At 63.6% G+C, this 21,274-nt stretch carries 18 protein-coding genes; 5 read left to right on the forward strand and 13 right to left on the reverse strand.

The window, feature by feature from the left end:
* Positions 1 to 16: 16 nt before the first annotated feature.
* The 7 genes from ASE26_RS20950 to ASE26_RS20980 all read right to left on the reverse strand — a co-directional run bounded on the left by ASE26_RS20950 (position 17) and on the right by ASE26_RS20980 (position 7,664).
* Positions 17 to 1,426, reverse strand: coding sequence for a DHA2 family efflux MFS transporter permease subunit (locus ASE26_RS20950; protein ID WP_057246870.1), 1,410 nt, complete (start codon positions 1,424 to 1,426; stop codon positions 17 to 19).
* A complete protein-coding gene (locus ASE26_RS20955; protein ID WP_057246871.1) occupies positions 1,423 to 2,805 on the reverse strand; it encodes a diaminobutyrate--2-oxoglutarate transaminase in 1,383 nt (460 codons plus the stop codon). The genes ASE26_RS20950 and ASE26_RS20955 overlap by 4 nt, the downstream gene beginning before the upstream one ends.
* Positions 2,783 to 4,045 (reverse strand): type III PLP-dependent enzyme, encoded by a 1,263-nt coding sequence (locus ASE26_RS20960; protein ID WP_057246872.1) that lies wholly within the window; start codon positions 4,043 to 4,045, stop codon positions 2,783 to 2,785. The genes ASE26_RS20955 and ASE26_RS20960 overlap by 23 nt, the downstream gene beginning before the upstream one ends.
* Complete coding sequence (locus ASE26_RS20965) at positions 4,042 to 5,811, reverse strand: IucA/IucC family siderophore biosynthesis protein (RefSeq protein WP_057246873.1); 1,770 nt, start codon at positions 5,809 to 5,811, stop codon at positions 4,042 to 4,044. Before ASE26_RS20965 ends, ASE26_RS20960 begins: the two co-directional genes overlap by 4 nt.
* Entirely contained in the window at positions 5,808 to 6,761 is a 954-nt protein-coding gene (locus ASE26_RS20970) for a hypothetical protein (RefSeq protein WP_057246874.1), read from the reverse strand. The genes ASE26_RS20965 and ASE26_RS20970 overlap by 4 nt, the downstream gene beginning before the upstream one ends.
* A 110-nt stretch (positions 6,762 to 6,871) precedes the next feature.
* Complete coding sequence (locus ASE26_RS20975) at positions 6,872 to 7,081, reverse strand: DUF4880 domain-containing protein (protein ID WP_055925820.1); 210 nt, start codon at positions 7,079 to 7,081, stop codon at positions 6,872 to 6,874.
* A 67-nt stretch (positions 7,082 to 7,148) separates the two neighbouring features.
* Positions 7,149 to 7,664 carry an RNA polymerase factor sigma-70 gene (locus tag ASE26_RS20980; RefSeq protein ID WP_055925823.1) on the reverse strand — a complete coding sequence of 172 codons (516 nt, stop codon included), beginning with the start codon at positions 7,662 to 7,664 and terminating at the stop codon, positions 7,149 to 7,151.
* 241 nt (positions 7,665 to 7,905) lie between these two features.
* Here ASE26_RS20980 and ASE26_RS20985 point away from each other — a divergent pair, with 241 nt between their 5' ends.
* From ASE26_RS20985 to ASE26_RS21000, 4 genes are read left to right on the forward strand one after another with little or no spacing between them, the layout of a single operon-like run.
* Positions 7,906 to 9,573, forward strand: a complete 1,668-nt coding sequence (locus tag ASE26_RS20985) for a sodium/solute symporter (RefSeq protein WP_055925825.1) — start codon at positions 7,906 to 7,908, stop codon at positions 9,571 to 9,573.
* Between the two features lie 44 nt (positions 9,574 to 9,617).
* The gene (locus ASE26_RS20990; RefSeq protein ID WP_057246875.1) at positions 9,618 to 12,203 is read left to right on the forward strand and encodes a TonB-dependent receptor; all 2,586 of its coding nucleotides are present in this window, start codon (positions 9,618 to 9,620) and stop codon (positions 12,201 to 12,203) included.
* Positions 12,204 to 12,216: 13 nt separating this feature from the next.
* A complete protein-coding gene (locus ASE26_RS20995; protein ID WP_156409978.1) occupies positions 12,217 to 14,664 on the forward strand; it encodes a beta-galactosidase in 2,448 nt (815 codons plus the stop codon).
* 12 nt (positions 14,665 to 14,676) lie between these two features.
* A complete protein-coding gene (locus ASE26_RS21000) occupies positions 14,677 to 15,603 on the forward strand; it encodes a Gfo/Idh/MocA family protein (RefSeq protein ID WP_055925834.1) in 927 nt (308 codons plus the stop codon).
* Positions 15,604 to 15,608: 5 nt separating this feature from the next.
* Here ASE26_RS21000 and ASE26_RS21005 read toward each other — a convergent pair whose 3' ends face one another.
* Positions 15,609 to 16,226, reverse strand: coding sequence for a cysteine hydrolase family protein (locus tag ASE26_RS21005; protein ID WP_057246877.1), 618 nt, complete (start codon positions 16,224 to 16,226; stop codon positions 15,609 to 15,611).
* A gap of 98 nt (positions 16,227 to 16,324) precedes the next feature.
* Here ASE26_RS21005 and ASE26_RS21010 point away from each other — a divergent pair, with 98 nt between their 5' ends.
* Positions 16,325 to 17,266, forward strand: coding sequence for a GlxA family transcriptional regulator (locus ASE26_RS21010; RefSeq protein WP_055925840.1), 942 nt, complete (start codon positions 16,325 to 16,327; stop codon positions 17,264 to 17,266).
* On the opposite strand, the gene ASE26_RS21015 is transcribed toward ASE26_RS21010, so the two are convergent.
* From ASE26_RS21015 to ASE26_RS30170, 5 genes are read right to left on the reverse strand one after another with little or no spacing between them, the layout of a single operon-like run.
* Positions 17,252 to 17,833 (reverse strand): cytochrome c3 family protein, encoded by a 582-nt coding sequence (locus tag ASE26_RS21015; RefSeq protein ID WP_057246878.1) that lies wholly within the window; start codon positions 17,831 to 17,833, stop codon positions 17,252 to 17,254. The genes ASE26_RS21010 and ASE26_RS21015 overlap by 15 nt on opposite strands.
* Before the next feature lie 9 nt (positions 17,834 to 17,842).
* Positions 17,843 to 18,325 (reverse strand): nitrate reductase cytochrome c-type subunit, encoded by a 483-nt coding sequence (locus tag ASE26_RS21020; protein WP_055925846.1) that lies wholly within the window; start codon positions 18,323 to 18,325, stop codon positions 17,843 to 17,845.
* Between the two features lie 5 nt (positions 18,326 to 18,330).
* Complete coding sequence (gene napA, locus ASE26_RS21025) at positions 18,331 to 20,826, reverse strand: periplasmic nitrate reductase subunit alpha (RefSeq protein ID WP_055925849.1); 2,496 nt, start codon at positions 20,824 to 20,826, stop codon at positions 18,331 to 18,333.
* Positions 20,823 to 21,092, reverse strand: coding sequence for a chaperone NapD (locus ASE26_RS21030; protein ID WP_162246531.1), 270 nt, complete (start codon positions 21,090 to 21,092; stop codon positions 20,823 to 20,825). The genes napA and ASE26_RS21030 overlap by 4 nt, the downstream gene beginning before the upstream one ends.
* A 2-nt stretch (positions 21,093 to 21,094) precedes the next feature.
* Entirely contained in the window at positions 21,095 to 21,256 is a 162-nt protein-coding gene (locus tag ASE26_RS30170; RefSeq protein ID WP_082507122.1) for a periplasmic nitrate reductase, NapE protein, read from the reverse strand.
* Positions 21,257 to 21,274 lie beyond the last annotated feature (18 nt).

A 21,274-nucleotide genomic window follows, 5' to 3' on the forward strand; every position in this document is an offset into this window, starting at 1 on the left:
TCGTTGGTTCGATTGATTAAATGGAGCCTGCCGCCGCAGGCACCGTACGCGCCGCGCTGCCCGGCTTGGGGAAGAGCAGGGCTAGCGGTGCGGTCGCCAGCAGCAGCAGGCCGATTGCGATAAAGATTTCCTTAAGCGCGGTGCCGTCGCCCAAATGGGCGCGCCGCAGTTCGAAGTACAGCGATACCGCCACCACGGCCAGCGAGGCGATGATGCGCCGCAGGATGTTGTTCATGGCCGCGCCTTCGGTGACCAGGTGTTCCGGGATCGCGTTCAGGCCGGCGGTGGAAACGGGCATGTAGGACAAACCCAGGCCGACGCCGCGTGCAGCCATCAAGGCTACGACCAGCCAGAGCGAGGCTTGCGCTCCCGCCAGGCCGAGCCCCATGGTCGCCAGCGCACTGCACACCAGGCCAGCCGCCACGCCAACGCGCGGGCCGTGCTTGTCCAGCAGGCGCCCGCCAAGCGTGGAACACAGGCCGGCCGTCACTGCGGTGGCAAACAAGGCGAGACCGCTCCAGCCGGGGCCGTGGCCCAGCACCGTCTGCACCAGCAGCGGCAGCAGCACTACGCTGCCGAACATGCCGACCGATTGCACCGCGACCACCACCACGCTCAGGCTGTAGCTTGGTTCAGCAAAGATGCGCAGGTTCAGCAAAGGGGCAGGCTGGCGCAGTTCTATCCTGACGAAGCACGCCAGGCAAAGCAGGGCCGCCGCGACCAGGGCGATGTTGAAGGGATCGCTGATGCCTGCGATGCCTTTCACCCGGCTCAGGGCGGCCAGCAGGATGCCCACGCCCAGCGTCGCCAGCAGGAAGCCCTGCCAGTCGAACTTCTGCGGCGTACGCGCTGCCGGCGAAGGCAGCCAATGCCAGCCTATGATCCAGCCTGCCAGGCCGACCGGGATGTTGAAGGCAAACAGCATATGCCAGCTGCTGAATTGCACCAGCAGCCCGCCTAGCAGCGGGCCCACGGCCGGAGCCAGCATGACAGCCATGCCCCACCAGCCGCTGATGCGGCCGCGTTCTTCCTTCGGGTAGACCTCGAACACGAGCGCCAGCGACAAGGGGATCATCAGGCCGCCGGCTACGCCCTGGATGCAGCGCGCCGCGACCACCCATGCCATTGAAGGCGCGATGGCGCCGAGACTGGAGCCGGCCAGGAACAGCGCCAGGCCGGTGAGGTAGACGCGCTTCTTGCCGAAACGGTTGCCCAGCCATGCCGTCGCCGGCATGGTCATGCCCATGCAGATCATGAACGCGGTGATGACCCAGCTTGCCGCTACGGCGTCGATGCCGAACACCGTGATGAACTGCGGGATGGCCGGGTTCAGCGCAGTATTGTTCAGGCTGACCGCTACAGTGCCCAGGAGCGCGGTGGCGGCCACCAGCCGGCGCGTGGCAGTTTCCGACGACCAGATGCTCATGCCGCGGCGTTGATTGTTACCGGTGCGAAGGCAGCCTCGCGTACAGCCTCTGCAAAGATGCCGGCGACGATGTCGACCTGCGCTTCGGTGATGATCAGCGGCGGCAGGAAACGCACCACGGCGCCATGGCGGCCGCCCAGTTCCAGGATCAGGCCTTGCTGGAAGCACTTGCGCTGGATTGCGCTGGCCAGTGCCGGGTCGGCCAACGGCTGCCCCAGTGCATCGGTGCGGCCTTGGCCGTCAACGATCTCGACGCCGATCATCAGGCCGCGTCCGCGTACCTCGCCGATCTGCGGCACGCCGCGCTGCAACTCCTGCAGCCTGGCCGTCAGCTGGAGGCCGCGCTGGGCTGCGTGCTCCACCAGGTTTTCGCGGCGGATGTGCTGCAGGCTGGCCAGGCCGGTGGCCATGGCAAGCTGGTTGCCGCGGAAGGTTCCGATGTGGGCGCCGGGTTTCCAGCAGTCGAACTGCTTGCGGTAGACCAGTACCGACAAAGGCAGGCTGCCGCCGATGGCCTTGGACAGCACCAGGATGTCGGGCACGATGCCGGCATGTTCGAAGGCGAACAGCTTGCCGGTGCGCCCGAAGCCGGTCTGCACCTCGTCGATGATCAGCAGGATGCCGTGTTCTTCGGTGATGCGGCGCATTTCGCGCAGCCATTCGAGCGGTGCGGGAATAGCGCCGCCTTCGCCTTGCACCACCTCCAGGATCATCGCCGCCGGCGGGCGTACGCCGCTTTCCGGATCGCCCAGCAGGTTGCGGATGTAGCGTGCGCTGAGCTTCTGTCCCTGCTCGCCGCCGACGCCGAAGGGGCAGCGGTAAGAGTAAGGATACGGCAGGAACTGCACCTCGGGCATCAGGCCCGGGATATCGCCTTTCTGGTGCAGCGTGCCGCTCAGGCTCATGGTGGCATGCGTCGAGCCATGGTAGCCGCCGTGGAAGGACAGTACGCCGCTGCGGCCGGTGGCAATCTTGGCCAGCTTGAGCGCAGCTTCGATGGCATCGGCGCCGGTCGGTGCGCAAAAGTGCACGCGTGCTTCCTGAGCGAATTCCTGCGGCAGGCTGGAGAACAGTTCGTCGACGAAGGCTTCCTTCAGCGGCGTGGTGATGTCCAGCGTATGCAGCGGCAGTTTCTGCTCGAGGGTGGCCTTGATGGCGTCCACCACGGCCGGATGGTTGTGGCCCAGGGCCAGGGTGCCGGCACCTGCCAGGCAGTCGTAATAGGTCTTGCCGTCCATGTCAGTCACGTGGATGCCTTCGGCGCGCTGGATGGCCAGGGGCAGGCGGCGCGGGTAGGAGCGGGCGTTCGATTCGCGTGCGGCCTGGCTATCGAGCAAAGACCGGTTTCCTGCGCGTTCAGGAACAAGCGTGTGCAGCATCTGTTTCACTCCATTGTGGTGTTGTTTCGATTTCGGCCTGGTCCAGGAAAACCTGGGCCGGGCGCGGATGGCAAAGAAAATCGGCGTGCGAAATATTGAAGCCGTAGGCGCCCGCCAGCGGCAGCACCAGCAGGTCGCCAATGGCCAGGCCTGGCAGGCGGGCGTCGCGCGCCAGGACGTCTTTCGGCGTGCAAAGCTGGCCCACGATGGTCCATGCATCGCCGGCTGCCGGCGTTGCTGTTGCTGCAGCCGCTGCCGCTGCCGCGGGCAGGCGCAGGACCGGGTGGTCATGCGCTTGCGCCGCGGGCAGCCGGAACTGGTGCGTGCCGCCACGGCAAACGGCAAAGCCTTTGCCGTGGCTATGTTTCAGGTCCAGCACCTGCATCAGGTAATAGCCGCAGAAGGCGCTGACGAAGCGGCCCGGTTCGAAGCGCAGGCGCGGCGCCTGAGGATCGGCTGCCAGGCGCTGGGCCAGGCGGTGGCACAGGTGCGGCCAGTCGAACTGCGCCGGCTGCAGGTAGTTCACACCCATGCCGCCGCCGGCATTCAGGCAGCGCACCGTGTCGCCATTGCTGGCCAATGCCTTCCATTGGGGCCACTTGTCGAGGTACCAGTCAAGCAGCTGGATATGGCGCGCCACATCCAGCTGGTGCGACATGGCGTGCACGTGGAAGCCGTTCAGTTCCAGGTGGGCGCATTGCTCCACCAGCGCCACGGCTGCCGGCAACTCGCTTTCATCGATGCCGAACGGTGTCGGCGCGCCGGCCATGGACAGCTTGGTGGCCAGTTGCGGCGGCAGCGAAGGGTTGATGCGCACCAGGACCGGCTGGCGGCGGCCCATGCGGGCGGCCACCGCGTTGAGGCGGCGGATTTCATCCAGGCTCTCGACGTGGATCATTTCCACGCCGTTCAGCATCGCTTGCTCGAGGTCCGAGTCCAGCTTGCCGGGGCCGGAGAAGATGAAGTTATGCGTGCCGCTGCATTGGCGCACGCGTGCAATCTCGCCGCCGGATGAAATTTCGAAACCGTCCACAAACGGCTCCAGGGCTTGCAGGATCGGCCCCTCGCTGTTTGCCTTGATGGCGTAATACAGTTCCACGCCAGCCGGCAGGCAGGACTTCATCCACTGCACATGGCGGCGCAGGGCGGGCAGGTCGTAAATGAATGCACTGACCGGATCGGCCGCGGCCGCGGCCATGGCGCGCGCCTTCGCCACCACTGATTGAGGCAAAGCGGTCATTGCTGCACCTCCCACGGCGCCTGCAAAGGCACATAGCCGGCGAACTTGTCGGCGGCTGCGGCAAGCCTGATGCGGAAATTCGTCTTGCACGGGATGGCGGCGCCAGCGAGCAGCTCATCGAGCTCCGGGGCAGGCGCTTGCAGCGCGGCGCGGATGCTTTCGAGCTCTTCGCGCACCAGCTGCCACATGGCCGGAGCCAGCGCAGGCTGGGCGTAGCTCAGCGCCAGGACCGCTTCCGACAGATTATTGACGAACAGGCAGTAGGCGATGCGCTTCCAGCCTTGCGCGCGCGGGTACTCCAGCGACTGGCGCACACGCGGGTGCATCCCTTCAGGCACGGCCTGCATGCCTTGTTCGGCTGTGAGCTTGACCCCTTCGTAGTCCCGCAGCAGCAGCTTCACCGGCTGTCCGCAGCGATGCACCAGCACCGTGTTCTGCAGGTGCGGCTCGAAGATCACGTTATGATGGAAGAACATGTTCATCACGGGCCGCAGCAGCAGCGCGGCATAGCTTGCGAACCAGCGCAGGAGCTGCTCGCCACTTGGGGCCTGGCCCAGTTGCTGTTCCATGAAAACCAGCACGTTCGAGCGCAGCGCCAGGTCGCGCCCGAACACGGTGCCGGCCAGCAGGCAATTCAGTTCGCCTTCTTCCAGGCAGAAGTTGCGGCGCAGGATGGCGCCGGTCTGTTCGCGGAACCAGATATTGTCTTCGCCGGGCAGGCCGGGCGGAGACCAGCTTAGCGCGGCAGGTTCGGGCACCGTGTCCAGGCCGCCGGTAGTGGCGGCATGCTCCGAGGCCAGGCGTTTCAGCAGGCGGTCAATCAGCAGGGCGCTTTCCAGTTCGTACCAGGCGTTCTTGCGCACGCAATTGGTGATGCGCACGTTCAGCGAACCCTTGATGAAGTAGCCGTGCCCGGGCACATACATGGTGCGCACCGAGGCGGTTGGATGCGACAGGAAACCGCTGCGCCCCAGGTCGCGGATAGTGCCCATTGCCAGCAGCCGCTGCACGCGCTGGTCGGCGCGGAACAGCTCGGCCTGGATCGGGTGCATGCTGATGATGGCGTGCCCTGGACGCGCGTCGGCCTGGTCGGCAAAGGCAGCCAGCGCCTGCTGTTGCGACATGCCGTTGGCGGCGATCCACAGTCCATCGAGCGGCACTTCGACCAGCTGCAGGCGCACCGCGGCACGGAACTCCGGCGACACTTCCTCCTGCCGCAGCGACGCCGGCCATAGCCTGGCCTTGGGCGCGACTTGTGCAGGATGGCCGTACCACAGGCATTGTTCGCTGGCGATGTAGTCGGACAGCGGCGCAATCTCCTGGCCTTCAAAGTGTGCGGTGACGGCGCGTTTCAGGTCGCGGCTGGCGACGATCTGCGCCATCAGCTCCGGGTTGGCCTGCTGCGTGATCGCGCTGCAGCTTTCCAGCATGGACTCGGCCAGCATGGCCGGCGTCAACTGCTGCCAGCGCGACCCGGGACGCTTGCCGAACACACCGGATACGCAGGCCTGGCTGCCCAGCGTATCCTTGCGGTCGGCCAGCACAATATACTGCGCGCCATCCGGCATGCGGATCATCAGCGGCACCACCTGCGCCGACTGCAGGCGGCGATATAGCTGGAAGGGCAGGCCAAGCGGCTGTTCGCGCCAGTCTTCCACCAGCAGCGACATCGGCAGGGCGAATTCCTTGAGCAGGCAATTCAGCAGCGCATGCGTGGCCGCCTGGTCGGCGATCACGCGCGAAGCGGGCAAGGTGCGCACACTCATGCTGCGGCTTCCAGTGCTGCCGCCTGTCGGGCATCGATATGCAGCAGGTGCAAGGTCTTGACCGGCGCGCCGATGCTGGCCCTCACCACCTCGACGAACAGCTTGCCGTCAAGCTGGTCGTCCAGCGCGAGTTCGGATTCGTCGTCATGCAGGCCGTTGTGGATTTCGCGGATGCGCACGCCGGCGCTGGACACGCCATATTCGATGTGATGGCGGCCGCTGCCCAGATTGTTCGCCAGTAGCTGCAGCAGCAGTTCGTCGCAACGGGGAGGGCGCTGCATGAACGATCGCACGCGCTTGGTGCGCACGCCGTCGCGGTCGAATTCGATGCGGCTGCCTCCCAGGACGGTGAAACCCTCGGCCGTTGCGAGTGCATCCAGCGCATAGACTTCTTCGTCTTCGCGGTATTTTTCCACTAGCGCGTAGCCGTGGCGCAGCTGCACCAGTTGCTGCTGCAGTTCGGCGGCATTGCGGACCAGCGCGCCGCCTGTCCCGGCGCCGCCTTCGAGCGCCTGTACGGTAGCGGGGAACCAGTCGGCGCCCAGCGCATTGGCCGGTTCGGTGCAATCGATGATACGGCGCTGCTGGCGCGGCGAGTGCACCGCGTCCAGCCGCTGGTCGTGGCGCAGGGCGCTGCGCCAGGCCGGGCCGGGAAGGCCCAGGTAGGCCGCGCAGATTGCGGCCGAAGCATGCAGCACGGAGTCTGCGGCAACGACCCCGGAGAACCGCTTGCCATGGACGGCGACAAAGCGCGCCACCGCCAGGGGATTGAAGACGTCGCACTCGGCCAGTTCGGCTTCGCCATACAGCGGCGAGTCTTTGGCACGGACGATATGCTCCCTGACGCAGTCGGTCAGGATGGTGGCCTTCAGCTGGAGTTCAGCTACGGCGGCCAGGAATCCCTGCTCCAGAACGCGGTTCGGGGCATGGGCGAGTATCAGTAGTTCCATCAAGCTGCTTCCTCTCGTCGGTAGAAATGGCACCATTCAGCTTGACTGAATGATTCTCATTTACGATGACGAAGCAGGCTTGGGAATGTTTAGGGGATTTTCAGGTTTTTTTATTTGCCCCGGTCAGCGGCCGGCGGCATGAGGCCGGTCAGCAACCAGACGCGCGACGCTTCTTCATATGCTTTGCGGTGGACGGGGTCCTGCTCCAGCCAGGCAGCCAGGGCGGGCGCGGTCGCGGCGTCGAGTGGCTGCGCGTGTGCACGGAGCACCCAGTCCAGCGCAGCCTGCCAGACCGGATCGTTGTCGCGGGAATTTGCCATGGAAACAAACAATGCCGATGAGTATAGGCTGGCATTGTATATGACAGATGGGTTGCGCCTGGCTTTATCAGCCGGGTTGATGGAGGGCGTTGGCGCAGGCGGTCATCGCGTCACGGATCATGAAGTTGACCAGGGTGACGGAAACGCCAAACTGGTCGGCAATCTCGCGCTGTGTGTGGCCGCCTAGCCTGTGCAGTTCGAAGGCCTGGCGCGTGCGGGCGGGCAGGGCGGCCAGGGTGTCGGCCACAATGCGCAGGTCCTGCCGGCTGACAGTCAGCGATTCCGGGGTGCCGATGGAAGCGGGAACTTGCAGGCCGTCTTCTTCATCGACGAATACCTTCGCTTCCAGTGCTGCGCGGCGCTGTGCATCGATCGCCAGGTTGCGCACCACCTGGAACAGGTAGGCCAGCGGCTGGCGGGCCTCGAAGGCATGGCCAGCTTCGGACAGTTTCAGGTAGGTGTCCTGTACTACGTCCTGGGCCCGTTCGACATTGCCAAGCACCTTGTAGGCGGCGCGTTGCAGCGCCGGGCGGTGCGCAGCGAACATCGCGCTCCAGTCAACAGGACCATCGATAGACTCCATAACCCCTCAACTTGTCGATTAAACACGGGAGAGGCGAATTCTATGGAGTTTGTCGGCCAAAATCAACAAGAATGATTCTCATTCGCAATTGTGTGGCGGCATGGGGGGGTGAAAGAGCTATTCCATAAAATCATAGCTTAATGGTTATTCCTCATATCTACGGAATAGCCAATTCGTTAATCTACACCTATTAATGATAAGCAAATGTTTCATTGCATTTGCAAACAGAGACGCACACCCTATGAAAATCACCCCGCTCGACTCGATCGTCTTCCTCATCTACTTCGCCGTGGTCGCGGCATATGGCATCTGGGTCTATCGCCGCAAGAACAGCAGTTCCGGCTCGGCCTCGCGCGACTACTTCCTGGCGGAAGGATCGCTGACCTGGTGGGCCATCGGCGCTTCGCTGATTGCTTCCAATATCTCCGCCGAGCAGTTCATCGGCATGAGCGGCTCCGGCTTCAAGATCGGCATGGCGATCGCGGTGTATGAGCTGATGGCGGCGGCAACGCTGGTCATCGTGGCCATCTACTTCATGCCGGTCTACCTGAAAAACCGCATCTACACCATGCCGCAGTTCCTCGAGCAGCGTTATGGCAAGGGCGTGGCGATGACCATGGCGCTGTTCTGGCTTGGCCTGTACATCGTGGTCAACCTGACCTCCATCCTCTATCTCGGTGCGATTGCGATCAGCAGCATTTCCGGCTTGAGCGTGGGCGCCTGCATGCTGTTCCTGGCGGTGTTCGCGACGGTCATTACGCTGGGCGGCATGAAGGTGATCGGCTATACCGACGTGATCCAGGTGGTGTGCCTGGTGATCGGCGGCCTGGTGACGACCTGGATCGCGCTGGACCTGGTGGCCGGCCTGGGCGGCGGCAAGGGCGCGCTGCACGGTACCACCGAGCTGTTCGCCCGTGCCCGCGGCCATTTCGACATGGTGCTGACGCGCGACCATCCGAGCTATATGGACTTGCCCGGCCTGAGCATCCTGCTGGGCGGCATCTGGATCGCCAACCTGAATTACTGGGGCTGCAACCAGTACATCACGCAGCGCGCGCTGGGCGCGGACCTGCCGACCGCGCGCAAAGGCCTGCTGTTCGCAGCATTCCTGAAATTGCTGATGCCCGTGATCGTGGTGCTGCCCGGTATTGCGGCTTTTGCGCTGGACCAGGCGGGTGCGCTGGGCGGCGCCTTGCGCCAGGGCGGCGAGCTGAATCCGGACCGCGCCTATCCGACCCTGCTGGCATTGCTGCCGGACGGCTTGCGCGGCGTGGCATTCGCGGCATTGACTGCGGCCGTGGTGGCTTCGCTGGCTGGCAAGGCAAACAGTATCGCCACCATTTTTACCCTGGATATCTATCGTAAGAAATTTGCACCCGCAGCGAGCGAAGAGCGCATGGTGTGGGTCGGCCGCCTTACCGTGGTGGCGTCGATGGCAATTGCGGTGCTGATCGCACCGATGCTGGGCATCGACAAGAAGGGCGGTTTCCAGTACATCCAGGAATACACCGGCTTTGTTTCGCCAGGCATCCTGGCCATGTTCCTGCTTGGGTTCTTCTGGAAGAAGGCGACCAATGCAGCCGCCATGTTCGCGACCGTAGGCGGGCTGGTGTTCTCCATCATCCTCAAGTTCCTGCCGGCGATGATGGACTTGCACTTCCTGGCGCCGATCGGCTTCGCGGCCGATAACGGCAGCGGTGTCTACGAGATCCCGTTCATTGACCGCATGTTCCTGGTGTTCTGGGCCGTGGTGGCGGGCATGGTGCTGATCAGCCTTATGGGACGGCGCGACGGCGAAGCAAAAGCCATGGTGGTCGACCGCCAGTTGTTCCGCGTCGACCGCGGCTTCGCCATCGGATCGGCCGTGGTGTGCGTGCTGCTGGCCGTTATCTATGGAGCACTCTGGTAATACAACGAATCACATATAAAAACTACGGAGAAAATAAAAGAATCATGAAGCAGAAGAAAATCAGTTTGCTGGTGAAGTCGCTGTTCCTGCTGCCGGCAATTCCGGCCGCTTTCGCGCAGCAGGCCGAAGAGCCCTCGGTCCAGAAGGTTACAGTTTCCGGCATCCGCGCTTCGGTGCGCAGTGCCCTGAGCGTCAAGGAAAATTCGAACAGCATGGTGGAAGTGGTCGCTTCCGAAGATATCGGCAAGCTGCCGGATACCACCATTGCCGAATCGCTGGCCCGCCTGCCAGGCCTGGCAGCCGGGCTGGATCGCGGCAACGCCAGCCAGATCGTGGCGCGCGGCATGGGCGAGCGGTTCATCGGAGCCACCTTGAATGGGCGCGAGCTGGCTTCGTCCGAGCCGAACCGCGCTGTGCGCTTCGAGCAGTTCCCGTCCGAATCGCTGTCCGGCGCCATCGTCTACAAGACCCAGAATGCCGACCTGGTGGAAGGCGGCGTCGCCTCCAGCATCGACCTGCAAACCGTGTCGCCGCTCAAATATAGCGGCCGCCAGGCTTCACTGAAGGCGGACGCACTGTACTACCCGGAAGCGCGCGACCTCGATACCAAGGCGGTTCGCCCGCGCCTGGGCGGCATCTACATCGACCAGTACGCCGACAAGAATGTCGGCGTGGCGCTGGCCTTCAGCTACCAGAAGCAGCCTTCGGTCGAGAAGCGCAAGAACCACTGGGGCTTCAATGAGGATCACTCGGCCGACATCAATGGCGACGGCAAAGTGGACAAGACGCCATGGGGCTTTGAGACTGAACTGAAACGCGGCACCAATGAGCGCGGCAGCGTGCTGGGCAAGGTGGAATGGAAGGCCAGTCCGGATGCGCTGGTGACCGCCGACGTGTACTACGCCAAGAACAGGATCCGCGAACCGGCCATGTCGCACTGGACCGGCGACCTGGGTAACTGGGATGGCTGGCAGAGCGCCAGTTATTCGAACCTCGATATCCGCAACGGCTATGTGGTTGGCGCCACCGTGAACAACGTGGGCCTGACCACCAACAGCACGCTGTGGACGCAGGACATGGACAACCTGGCCGCGGGCTTGAACGGCAAGTTCAATGTCGGGGAATGGAAAGTGGATGCCGATATCGCTACGTCCTCGGCCGGCCGCGACAGCCAATGGCGCGACGTGCGCCAGTTTTCCCTGAATCCCGGCACCATCAAATGGGCTTTCACGGGCGACGAAAGCCAGGACTTCAGCTTCAGCCACGATTCGGGCAACCCGGCTGCCTTCGGTAACCCGACCCTGTACGTCGATACCGACGGCCACGTTGAAGACCGCCTGACCTCCGCGCAACTGAGCGCCTGGCGCCCGCTCGATGCCGGCGTGGTAAGCCGCATCAAGTTCGGCGCACGCTTCGCCGACCGCGAGAAAAAATACCACCAGACCACCTGGAACCTGCCTTCCAATAGCGCCATCCCGGACTCGGCCTACGAAACGGTGAACGTATCCGGCTTTGCACCTTTCATCGTGCTGAAGGACTTCACGGGCGCCGCCACCAGCCTGTGGGGCGCCAACGCCTTCAGCCCGGCTGGCCGCACCCCGACCGCAAACGACTTGCTGGCCGGCTGGAAAGTCAAGGAAAAGAACAGCAGCGTCTATGCCCAGGCCGACCTGGAGGGCGAATTGTTCGGCAAGACCTTCCGCGGCAATGCCGGCGTGCGCGTGGCGCACACCAGGCAGACCGGCACCGGCATGGAGTCGATCAACGGCGCCGCGCCAACCGCGGCGGAAGGCGGCGCATCGTACACCCGCGTGCTGCCTAGCGTGAACCTGATCTTCAACCTGGACCAGGCGCAAAAGCAGCAGCTGCGTTTCAGCGTGGCGCGCGCCATGTCGCGTGCGCCGATGGATGAAATGCGCGCATCGCGCCAACTGGCGGTCGACACCAATCCAGGATCGCAGCAGCCGATTACCGGCAGCGCCGGCAATCCGGGCCTGCTGCCGATGATGTCGAACCAGGTCGACCTGTCGTGGCAGTATTACTTCGAGAAAGGCTCGCTGCTGTCGGCTGGCGTGTTCTACAAGAAGGTGTCGGACTACATCGGTATCACCACCGACGACACCACGGTCAACGGCCGTGCTGCAACCCTGACCCGTTCCGTGAACGGCAAGGGCGGCAATGTGCGCGGGCTGGAGCTGGTGGCACAGCATGCCTTCACCAGCCTGCCGGCGCCGTTCGACGGCCTGGGCGTGGCTGCGAACTTCTCGTACAACGACAGCGACATCAAGGAATACACCAACGATTACCCGATGGTGGGCCTGATGAAGCGTAACGGCGGCCTGACCCTGTGGTACGAAAAGGCCGGTTACGAAGCACGCCTGTCGGCCAACTACCATAGCGCCTTCGTACGCATGCCGCGCTGGACCGCCGGCTACATGATCGAGAATCCAGCCGAGACCTATGTCTCCGCCAACTTCTCGAAGTGGCTGACCCCGCAGTTGCAACTGCGCCTGGGCCTGGACAACATCACCAACCAGAAAGTGGTGGAAACCCAGTCCAATAATCCCTACATGCAGAACGTGATGGAATATGGCCGCCGCTACAACCTGGGCCTGAGCTACAAGTTCTGATTGAGGCATGCCGATGATCCGCAACACACTTTGCCTGGCCGCGATGGCTTTCGTTCACGCTGCCCAGGCCGGGCAGGTGCTGGCAGTCGACGCCAGCGCTCCCGCACCGGCGCCTTTGTCCGGCCATATCAAGATGGGCACTGCCGCCGCACCCGGCGGCCATGTGCTAGGCATTAACAACCAGTACCTGACGCGTGACGGCCAGCCCTGGCTGCCGGTGATGGGCGAATTCCATTATTCGCGCAGCCCGGCGGCTAGCTGGGAGTCCGAGCTGGCCAAGATGAAGTCGGCCGGCATCAACGTGGTGGCCAGCTACATCATCTGGAACCATCACGAGGAGAAGCAAGGGAAGTTCGACTGGAGCGGCAACCGCGACCTGCGGCGCTTTATCCGGTTGGCCAACAAGGCCGGGCTGGAGGTATGGATACGCGTCGGCCCCTGGTCGCACGCGGAAGTGCGTTACGGCGGCATTCCCGACTGGGTGGTGGACGCCATGCCGACCCGCCAGGACGACTCGCAATACCTGAAATACGTGGACCGCTTCTACCGCGAAATCGGGAAGCAGGTGGACGGCTTGCTGTGGAAACAGGGCGGTCCAGTCATCGGCGCGCAGATTGAAAACGAATACAACCTGGCCGGCCCGGGCCGGGGCGCGCAGCACATCTCCACCCTTAAAGGCATGGCGCTGAAGGCCGGCATCGATGTGCCGTTCTACACCGTGACCGGCTGGGACCAGACCCTGTACCCGTCCGGCGAAGTGGTGCCGGTGTTCGGCGGCTACCAGGACGAACCCTGGGCCACCAGCACCACCGAGCTGCCGCCGAAAGAAACCTACGCCTTCCGCTTCGACACGCGCGTCAGCGGTGACCTTGGTGCGCAAACCCGTGCCACGCAGCAGGGCACGGCGGAAACCGATATGGAGCGCACGCCCTTCCTCGGCGCGGAATACGGCGCCGGCCTGCCGGCCATGTATCGCCGCCGGACCCTGGTGTCGCCGGACGATATCGCTTCCACCCTGCCGGTGCAAATGGGCTCCGGCGTCAACCTGATGGGTTACTACATGTTCCATGGCGGCCGCAATCCGGTCGGCCTGACGACCATGGAAGAGAGTACCCGTACCGGCGGCTATAACGATACCCCGGCCATCAACTACGACTTCAATGCGCCGCTGGGGCCCGACGGGCAGCAGCGCGAAGTGCTGGCTTACCTGCGGCCGTTCCATTATTTCATGAACGACTTCGGCGCGCGGCTGGCGCCAATGACCGTGCGCAAACCGGCCGTGGTGCCGGCTGGTCCGGCCGACCTGTCGAGGCCGCGCTGGTCGGTGCGCAGCAAGGGCGAGCAGGCCTTCCTGTTCTATAACGGCCATATCCGCCAGTATGCGCTGCCGGAACTGAAGCAAGTACAGTTCGACGTAAAACTGGCCGGACAGTCGGTGAAACTGCCGCGCCAGCCGGTGGACGTGGCTGCCGGCAGCTACTTCTTCTGGCCAATCAATTTCGACCTGGATGGCTACCGACTGCGCTACGCTACCGTGCAACCGGTGGCGCGCCTGGAACGCGGCAAGGCGGGCAGCGTGTACGTCTTTGCGGCGCAGGATGGTATTACGCCTGAATTCGCGCTGGAGGGCGCGGCGCGCGGTTGCGTCAAGGCGGCGCGCGGACGGGTGGCCGATGCTGCGGCGGGGGTGCTGGTGGAGGGCGTCCAGCCAGGGCTCGATGCTGCCCTCACGCTGGACTGTGCCGGTAAGCGTCCAGTGACGGTGCTGGTCTTGTCGCAACAGCAGGCGCGCCAACTGGCGATCGGGCAGCTGCAGGGCGAGCGCCGCCTGGTCATCAGCGAGAGCCAGGCGCACTTCGCCGGCGGCCGGCTGGTATTGCGTTCCGCGGGCAGCCCTGCCTTCCGCGCCGCCGTTTTCCCGGCCTTGCCGCTGCCGCTCAAGGGCAGCACGGAGCTCAAGGTGCACGGCAAGGAGGGCCTGTTCCAGGTGGTCGAGGCAACGCTGCCGGCCCAGGCGCTGGCAGTATCGGCACGCGAGCTGCGCGCCGCACAACCGGTTCCGCCGATTAAAATTGGCGGCAACGCCAAGGCAGCAGTCCAGCCGGACGCGGAAGTCTTCGGCAATTCCGCCGCGTGGGAGCTGTCGCTCGGCTCGACCCGTCCGAAAGGGGTGGACGCGGCGCTGCTGGAGATCGATTTCACCGGCGACCTGGCACGCCTGTTCGACGGTACGCGCATGGTGGACGACTGGTATTACAACGGCCAGCGCTGGCAATTCGGCCTGAACAACCTGGCGGCGCGTGAGCAAAGTGCGCTGACGCTGACCGTGCTGCCGCTGCGCGCCGATGCGCCGATCTACCTGCCAAAGGAACACCGTCCGGCATTCAATGGCCAGGCGCAGGTGGCGCAGCTGCACGGGGTAAAAGTAACGCCGGTGTATCGTGTCGATATTGGCCGCTGAATGGAGTTTGGCATGGCATTGAAAATTGGATTGGTTGGCCTGGGCAAAATCGCGGTTGACCAGCATATTCCTGCGATTCGCGGCATCAAGGGGCTGCAGCTGGTAGCGGGTTGCTCGCCCGCCAGTGCGCCGGAAGGCGTGGTGCATTACCAGGACATGGGAAGCATGCTTGCGGCCCATCCGGAAATCGAGGCGGTGGCGATCTGCACCCCTCCGCAAGTGCGCCACCAGCTTGCCCGTGAGGCGATTGCAGCCGGCAAGCACGTGTTCCTGGAAAAGCCGCCGGCAGCAACGCTGGGCGAAGCCGCGTCCATCGCCGCCATGGCAGCCCGGCATGGCGTGACGGCGCTGGCAGGCTGGCACTCGCGCTTCGCCCCCGGTGTGGAAAGTGCACGCAACTGGATGCTGGCGCGTCCCATCAAGTCGATCCGGATCTGCTGGAAGGAGAACGTGCGGCAATGGCATCCCGGCCAGAAGTGGATCTTTGAAGCCGGTGGCATGGGGGTGTTCGATCCCGGCATCAACGCCTTGTCGATCCTGACCGGGCTCCTGGGCGGGCATGCACTGGTGCGCAAGGCGGCCTTGCACGTGCCATCCAACTGCAGCGCCCCAATCCAGGCCGAACTGGAGATGGTGAGTGGGCGCGGCGTCCCGATCGACGCGGAGTTCGACTTCCTGCAAGCGGGCCAGCAAACCTGGAGCATTTTCGTGGAATCGCTTGCCGGCGACAGCATGGCGCTGCACCTGGGCGGCCGCATCATGGAGGTGAACGGGAAGGTCGTGCTCGACGAGCCGGAGCGGGAATATCCGGCCATGTACGAGCACTTCCTGCGCCTGGTTGCTGTCGGCCATTCCGACGTCGACATCACCCCATTGCAGGCAGTGGCCGACGCCTTCCTGGTCGGCAAGATCACAAGCGCCGAGCCGTACTTCGAGTAAGGAACTCAGGCGAGCTGCCTGGCGCGTGCATTGGACAGGTAGATATTGTCCTTGGCCAGTGCCTGATTGGCGCCGACAGCGTCGGCCCATTCGCGCGTGGTCGTCACGGCTGCGAAATTGGAATGGAACACGACGCTGAAGATGCGGTGGATTTCTTCCGCCGTCGCGCGGCCGGCCGCATTCTCATAAGGCAGCGAACCGCTAGCGTCGGCCAGGTATTCCACCGCCAGCCCCATATGTGCCGCTTCGATGATGGTCGAAGCATTGCAGTTGTGGGTCATGTAGCCGGCAATCGTCAGCGTGTCGACCTGCTTGTCGGCGAGCCATTGCGCCAGGCCGGTGCCGGCGAAGCTGCTGGCCAGTTTCTTGTTGATGACAAGGTCGGCGCCCAGTGCCGCGACTTGCGGGTGTAGTTGCCAGCCATCCGAGCCCACCGCGAAAACAGGCGCACCGGCAGGCGTGTCGTGCTGCACCACCACCACCGGTATGCCGCTTTCGCGGGCCACTTTCATGGACTGGACAATATTGGGCAGCGATTGCTCGACCGGCGGGTATTCGATCGGCAGCTTGCCGGAGAAGTATTCGTTTTGTACATCGATCACGATCAGGGCGCGGCGTGGCATGGTATTTCCTCCATCAGGGTTGTTGATGGAAGAGATTCTGCGCCCGGCGCCATGTTTGCAACAGTGGCCCAAGAGACAACCTGCGATATAATCGGGTCATGCGTAAAAAAGTGGCCATTATTGCCTTCGATGGCATAACCCCGTTCCATCTTTCCGTGCCTTGCCTGGTTTTCGGCGGAGCGCACGCCGAGCATTTGTACGATGTCACGGTCTGCGCCGCCGAAAAGGGCCCCTTGCGCACGACCGCCGGCTTCGACATAGCAACGAGAAAAAGCCTGCGTGCGCTGGACGGCGCGGACATCGTCATCATGCCTACCTGGCACGACGACTGCCGCCCATCGCCGCCGTCGCTGTTGCAGGCGCTGCGGAAGGCCCACGCCCGCGGTTCGACCATCGTCGGCTTGTGCCTGGGCGCTTTCCCGGTGGCGGAAGCCGGCCTGCTTGATGGCCGCACGGTCACCACGCATTGGGCGTTTGCCGGCCAACTGGCCGAACGCTGTCCGCAGGTGAAGGTTGATGAGGAAGTTCTATACGTGGATGAGGGCGACGTATTGACGTCGGCCGGCGCGGCAGCGAGCCTGGATTGCTCGCTTTACCTGCTGCGCAAACTGCAGGGTGCCGACTATGCGAACATGGTGGCGCGCCGCCTGCTGGTGGCGCCGCACCGCGAAGGAGGGCAGGCGCAGTTCATCAACCGCCCGCTGCCGGTCACCGCCAGCGACGGCCGGCTGGCTCAGGTGCTGGACTGGGTGCAGCACCGGCTGGCGCAAGAGCATAGCCTGGATGCACTGGCGCAGCGCGCGGCCATGAGCCGCCGCAATTTTACCCGCCACTTCCGGCAGGCCACCGGCACCTCGTTCAAGCAATGGCTGCTGAACCAGCGCCTGGCCCACGCCCAGCGCATGCTGGAAACGAGCGATGCATCGATCGAAGCGGTGGCGCAGGCGGCAGGGTTCGGCAGCGCGCTATCGTTAAGGCAGCACTTCCGCGCCGCCTTCCATAGCTCGCCGTCGGCTTATCGCAAGCTATTTGACGCCTGACATATCCGGCAGGGTATGCGCGATGCCCTTGTGGCAGTCAATGCAGGTCTTTTCGCCGCTGGCCAGCTGGGTCGAGTGGGCATCCACCGCGCGCTTGCTCTGGCGCGTGAAGTCCATCGAATCGAACTGGTGGCAATTGCGGCATTCGAGCGAGTTGTTGGCCTTCATGCGCCGCCATTCATTGCCGGCCAGTTGGAGGCGGTGCCCTTCGAACTTCTCGCGGGTGTCGATAGTGCCGAACACCTTGCCCCAAACCTCCTTCGAAGCCTGCATCTTGCGGGCGATCTTGCTGGTCCACTCGTGAGGCACGTGGCAGTCGGAGCACTTGGCACGCACGCCGGTGCGGTTGGAGAAGTGGATGGTGCGCTGCAGCTCCGGATAGACGTTGTCGCGCATCTCGTGGCAGCCGGTGCAGAATTTCTCCGTGTTGGTGGCTTCCATGGCGGTGTTGAAGCCGCCCCAGAACACCACCCCCGCCACGAAGGAGCCGATCACCAGGAAGCCCAGGCTAAGGTGCAGGCTTGGGCGGCGCAGGACGTTCCAGTAGTTTTTGATCAGCCTGAACATGGAGCCTCCTTATTTGTGCTTGGCCGGTGCGGCAGGCGCGGCCTGGTTCAGCATCGTGTCGACGTCCTTGAACTGGTTCGGCACCAGCGGCTCGAGGTTCGTTTGCGGAACGTGGCATTGCAGGCAGAAGTAGCGGCGCGGCGACAGCTCGGCGAGGAAGTTGCCGTCACGGTTCTGAAAGTGCGTCACGCTGATCATCGGCGCCTGGCTTTCCTGGGTGCGGGTACGGGCGTGGCACATCATGCAGCGGTTGGCGCTCTTGTCGGTCTGGTAGCCCTCGATCTTGTGCGGGATGACGGGCGGCTGCATCGAGTAATTGCGTACGCGCTTGATGTCGCTGTTATCCGGATTCACCATCGGCGCCGGCTTGGTGGTTTCAGCCAGCGGCGTCGGGCCGCGCATATTGTCGAGGGCACGCGGCGCCGGCACCTGGGCCAGGACCGACAGCGGCAGCAGGAGGGCGAGGAGGAATGCAAATTTTTTCATGGCCATGGCTCCTAGACTTTGCGGATGCTGACTGCACACTTCTTGTAGTCAGTCTGCAAAGAGATTGGGCAGGTAGCGTCCAGCGTTACCTTGTTCACAAGCTGGCTGGCGTCGAAGAACGGGATGAACACCAGTCCGCGCGGCGGCCGGTTGCGGCCGCGCGTTTCTACGCGGGTCTGGATCATGCCGCGCCGCGACTTGACCTCGATCAGGTCGCCGCGCCGCGCGCCAAGTTCCTTGGCATCCTCCGGGTGCATGAAGCAGACCGCATTCGGCACGGCGCGGTACAGCTCCGGCACGCGGCGCGTCATGGTGCCGGTGTGCCAGTGCTCCAGCATGCGGCCGGTGGAGAGCCAGAACGGGTATTCCTTGTCCGGCGACTCGGCCGGCTTCTCGTAAGGCAGCGCGAAGATCACCGCCTTGCCGTCCGGATGGCCGTAGAAACGCACATCCTCGCCTTTCTTGACGTAAGGGTCCAGGCCTTCGCGGTAGCGCCAGCGCGTCTCCTTGCCGTCGACCACAGGCCAGCGCAGGCCGCGCGCCTGGTGGTAGGAATCGAACGGCGCCAGGTCATGGCCGTGGCCGCGGCCAAAGCTTGCGTATTCCTCGAACAGGCCTTTCTGCGGATAGAAACCGAAGGCCTTCGCTTCGTCGTTCTGGTAGCCCGTTTCGATCTGCGTGACCGGGAACTTGTCGACCTGGCCGTTACGGTACAGGACGTCGAACAGCGTCTTGCCCTTGTATGCCGGCATGGCAGCCAGCAGCGGCGCCGGCCACACTTCTTCCATCTTGAAGCGCTTCGAGAATTCCATCAACTGCCACAGGTCGGAACGTGCCTCGCCCGGGGCGCTCACCAATTGGTGCCAGAACTGGGTGCGGCGCTCCGCATTGCCGTAGGCGCCTTCTTTTTCCACCCACATGGCCGTTGGCAGGATCACGTCGGCCGCCGTGGTGCTGGCAGTCGGGTAGGGATCGGAAACCACGACAAAAGCATCCGGGTTGCGCCAGCCAGGCAGGATTTCGCCCATCACGTTCGGGCCGGCCTGCATATTGTTGTTGCACATGACCCAATAGGCATTCAGCTTGCCGTCCTTGAGCATGCGGCTTTGCAGGACCGCGTGGAAGCCCGGTTTGTCAGGGATGGTCCCCGGCGGCAGCTTCCAGATTTTTTCAGCAATCTCGCGGTGCTTGGGATTAGCCACCAGCATATCGGCCGGCAGGCGGTGCGAGAAGGTGCCCACCTCGCGTGCCGTGCCGCAGGCGGAAGGCTGGCCGGTCAGCGAGAACGGGCTGTTACCCGGCGAGGAGATCTTGCCCGTCAACAGGTGGATGTTGTACAGCAGGTTGCTGCACCAGGTGCCGCGCGTATGCTGGTTGAAGCCCATGGTGAAGAAGGAAGTCACCTTGGTCTTGGGATCGGCATACAGTTCGGCCAGGCGTTCCAGGCGGTCGCGCGAAACGCCGCTCAGTTTCGATACCGATTCCACGTCATAGGCGCTGACAAATTTTGCGAATTCCTCGAGCGAGCTCGGTTTGCCGCCGCCGACGTCGCCGGCATTGGCGGCCGCCTTTTGCAGCGGATGCTCAGGGCGCAGGCCGTAGCCGATGTCCTTGTTGCCCATCACGAAGCGGGTGTGCTTGTTGACGAAGTCCTTGTTGACGCGGTTGTTCTTGATGATGTAGTTGGCGATGTAGTTCAGGATCGCCAGGTCGGTCTGCGGCGTGAAGATGATGGGCTGGTCGGCCAGCTCGAAGCTGCGGTGCTCATAAGTCGACAGCACGGCGACTTTCACGTGCGGGTTGGACAGGCGGCGGTCGGTAATGCGGGTCCAAAGTATCGGGTGCATTTCCGCCATATTGGAGCCCCACAGGACGAAGGCGTCAGCCACTTCGATGTCGTCGTAGCAGCCCATCGGCTCGTCCATGCCGAAGGTGCGCATGAATCCCGCCACGGCGGACGCCATGCAGTGGCGCGCGTTTGGATCGAGGTTATTGGTGCGGAAACCGGCCTTCATCAGCTTGGAGGCGGCGTAGCCTTCCCAGATGGTCCATTGGCCGGAGCCGAACATGCCGACCGCGGTCGGGCCTTTTTCGTTCAGCACCTTCTTGAACTGCCTGGCCATTTCATCGAAGGCGGCATTCCACGTCACAGGCTGGAATTCGCCGTCCTTGGCGTATTTGCCGTTCTTCATGCGCATCAGCGGCTGCGTCAGGCGGTCGGCGCCGTACATGATCTTCGACAGGAAGTAGCCTTTGACGCAGTTGACGCCGCGATTGACTTCGGCGTTGATGTCGCCATGCGTAGCCACCACACGTCCGTCCTTGACGCCGACGTTGACCCCGCAGCCGACGCCGCAGAAGCGGCAGGGCGCCTTGCTCCATTTGAGCTGGGTCCTGGTAGCGTCGGTGACGACATTGGAGGCGGCGGCAGGCAGCTGGATGCCGGCGGTGGCGGCTGCCGTCATTGCGGCAGTCTGTGTGATGAAATCACGGCGAGTTTGTTTCATTGTAGTTCCTCGTCCATTGAGTTGGCGGGTTCGGCATGCTGGTAAACCAGGGTGACGTTGAGGACGCCGGGCAGGGCCCGGATGGCGTCCATCGCATCGAGCGTTCGGGGTGCGCTTTCCGCTTCGAGCGTGACGATCAATCGACCGTCAGCTTCAGCGGCGTGCACGATGCAGCGGGGCAGGATGGCTAGCTGGGCACGCACTTCCGCAACCTGGGCGGGAGTAGCGTGGACAATGATGCCGGCGATGTGGATTTCGGCGGCCATGATCATGCACCTGGCAGGCGGCCGGTGAGCATCTGGAACATCCAGATGATGAATCCATAGCCGCCTACTGTTGCTACCGCGAGGATCGGGGCAAGGACCACCGTCATGAACAGGAAGACCTTCAATTCTTGCGCCTTGGTGGCTGCGGGTTCTTTGTTTTCCATTTGTTCACCATTTTATGT

The sequence above is a fragment of the Duganella sp. Root198D2 genome (assembly GCF_001428585.1).
Taxonomy (GTDB): domain Bacteria; phylum Pseudomonadota; class Gammaproteobacteria; order Burkholderiales; family Burkholderiaceae_D; genus Rugamonas.

Excerpts from the sequence above, each read along its gene's own strand:
- ASE26_RS21005 (WP_057246877.1), bottom strand. The coding sequence starts at position 16,226 with ATGCCACGCCGCGCCCTGATCGTGATCGATGTACAAAACGAATACTTC.
- ASE26_RS20975 (WP_055925820.1), bottom strand. The coding sequence starts at position 7,081 with ATGGCAAATTCCCGCGACAACGATCCGGTCTGGCAGGCTGCGCTGGAC.
- ASE26_RS21020 (WP_055925846.1), bottom strand. The coding sequence starts at position 18,325 with ATGGCCATGAAAAAATTTGCATTCCTCCTCGCCCTCCTGCTGCCGCTG.
- ASE26_RS21010 (WP_055925840.1), top strand. The coding sequence starts at position 16,325 with ATGCGTAAAAAAGTGGCCATTATTGCCTTCGATGGCATAACCCCGTTC.
- napA (WP_055925849.1), bottom strand. The coding sequence starts at position 20,826 with ATGAAACAAACTCGCCGTGATTTCATCACACAGACTGCCGCAATGACG.
- ASE26_RS20950 (WP_057246870.1), bottom strand. The coding sequence starts at position 1,426 with ATGAGCATCTGGTCGTCGGAAACTGCCACGCGCCGGCTGGTGGCCGCC.
- ASE26_RS20965 (WP_057246873.1), bottom strand. The coding sequence starts at position 5,811 with ATGAGTGTGCGCACCTTGCCCGCTTCGCGCGTGATCGCCGACCAGGCG.
- ASE26_RS20955 (WP_057246871.1), bottom strand. The coding sequence starts at position 2,805 with ATGCTGCACACGCTTGTTCCTGAACGCGCAGGAAACCGGTCTTTGCTC.
- ASE26_RS20970 (WP_057246874.1), bottom strand. The coding sequence starts at position 6,761 with ATGGAACTACTGATACTCGCCCATGCCCCGAACCGCGTTCTGGAGCAG.
- ASE26_RS21000 (WP_055925834.1), top strand. The coding sequence starts at position 14,677 with ATGGCATTGAAAATTGGATTGGTTGGCCTGGGCAAAATCGCGGTTGAC.
- ASE26_RS20985 (WP_055925825.1), top strand. The coding sequence starts at position 7,906 with ATGAAAATCACCCCGCTCGACTCGATCGTCTTCCTCATCTACTTCGCC.
- ASE26_RS30170 (WP_082507122.1), bottom strand. The coding sequence starts at position 21,256 with ATGGAAAACAAAGAACCCGCAGCCACCAAGGCGCAAGAATTGAAGGTC.
- ASE26_RS20995 (WP_156409978.1), top strand. The coding sequence starts at position 12,217 with ATGATCCGCAACACACTTTGCCTGGCCGCGATGGCTTTCGTTCACGCT.
- ASE26_RS21015 (WP_057246878.1), bottom strand. The coding sequence starts at position 17,833 with ATGTTCAGGCTGATCAAAAACTACTGGAACGTCCTGCGCCGCCCAAGC.
- ASE26_RS20980 (WP_055925823.1), bottom strand. The coding sequence starts at position 7,664 with ATGGAGTCTATCGATGGTCCTGTTGACTGGAGCGCGATGTTCGCTGCG.
- ASE26_RS20960 (WP_057246872.1), bottom strand. The coding sequence starts at position 4,045 with ATGACCGCTTTGCCTCAATCAGTGGTGGCGAAGGCGCGCGCCATGGCC.
- ASE26_RS20990 (WP_057246875.1), top strand. The coding sequence starts at position 9,618 with ATGAAGCAGAAGAAAATCAGTTTGCTGGTGAAGTCGCTGTTCCTGCTG.
- ASE26_RS21030 (WP_162246531.1), bottom strand. The coding sequence starts at position 21,092 with ATGGCCGCCGAAATCCACATCGCCGGCATCATTGTCCACGCTACTCCC.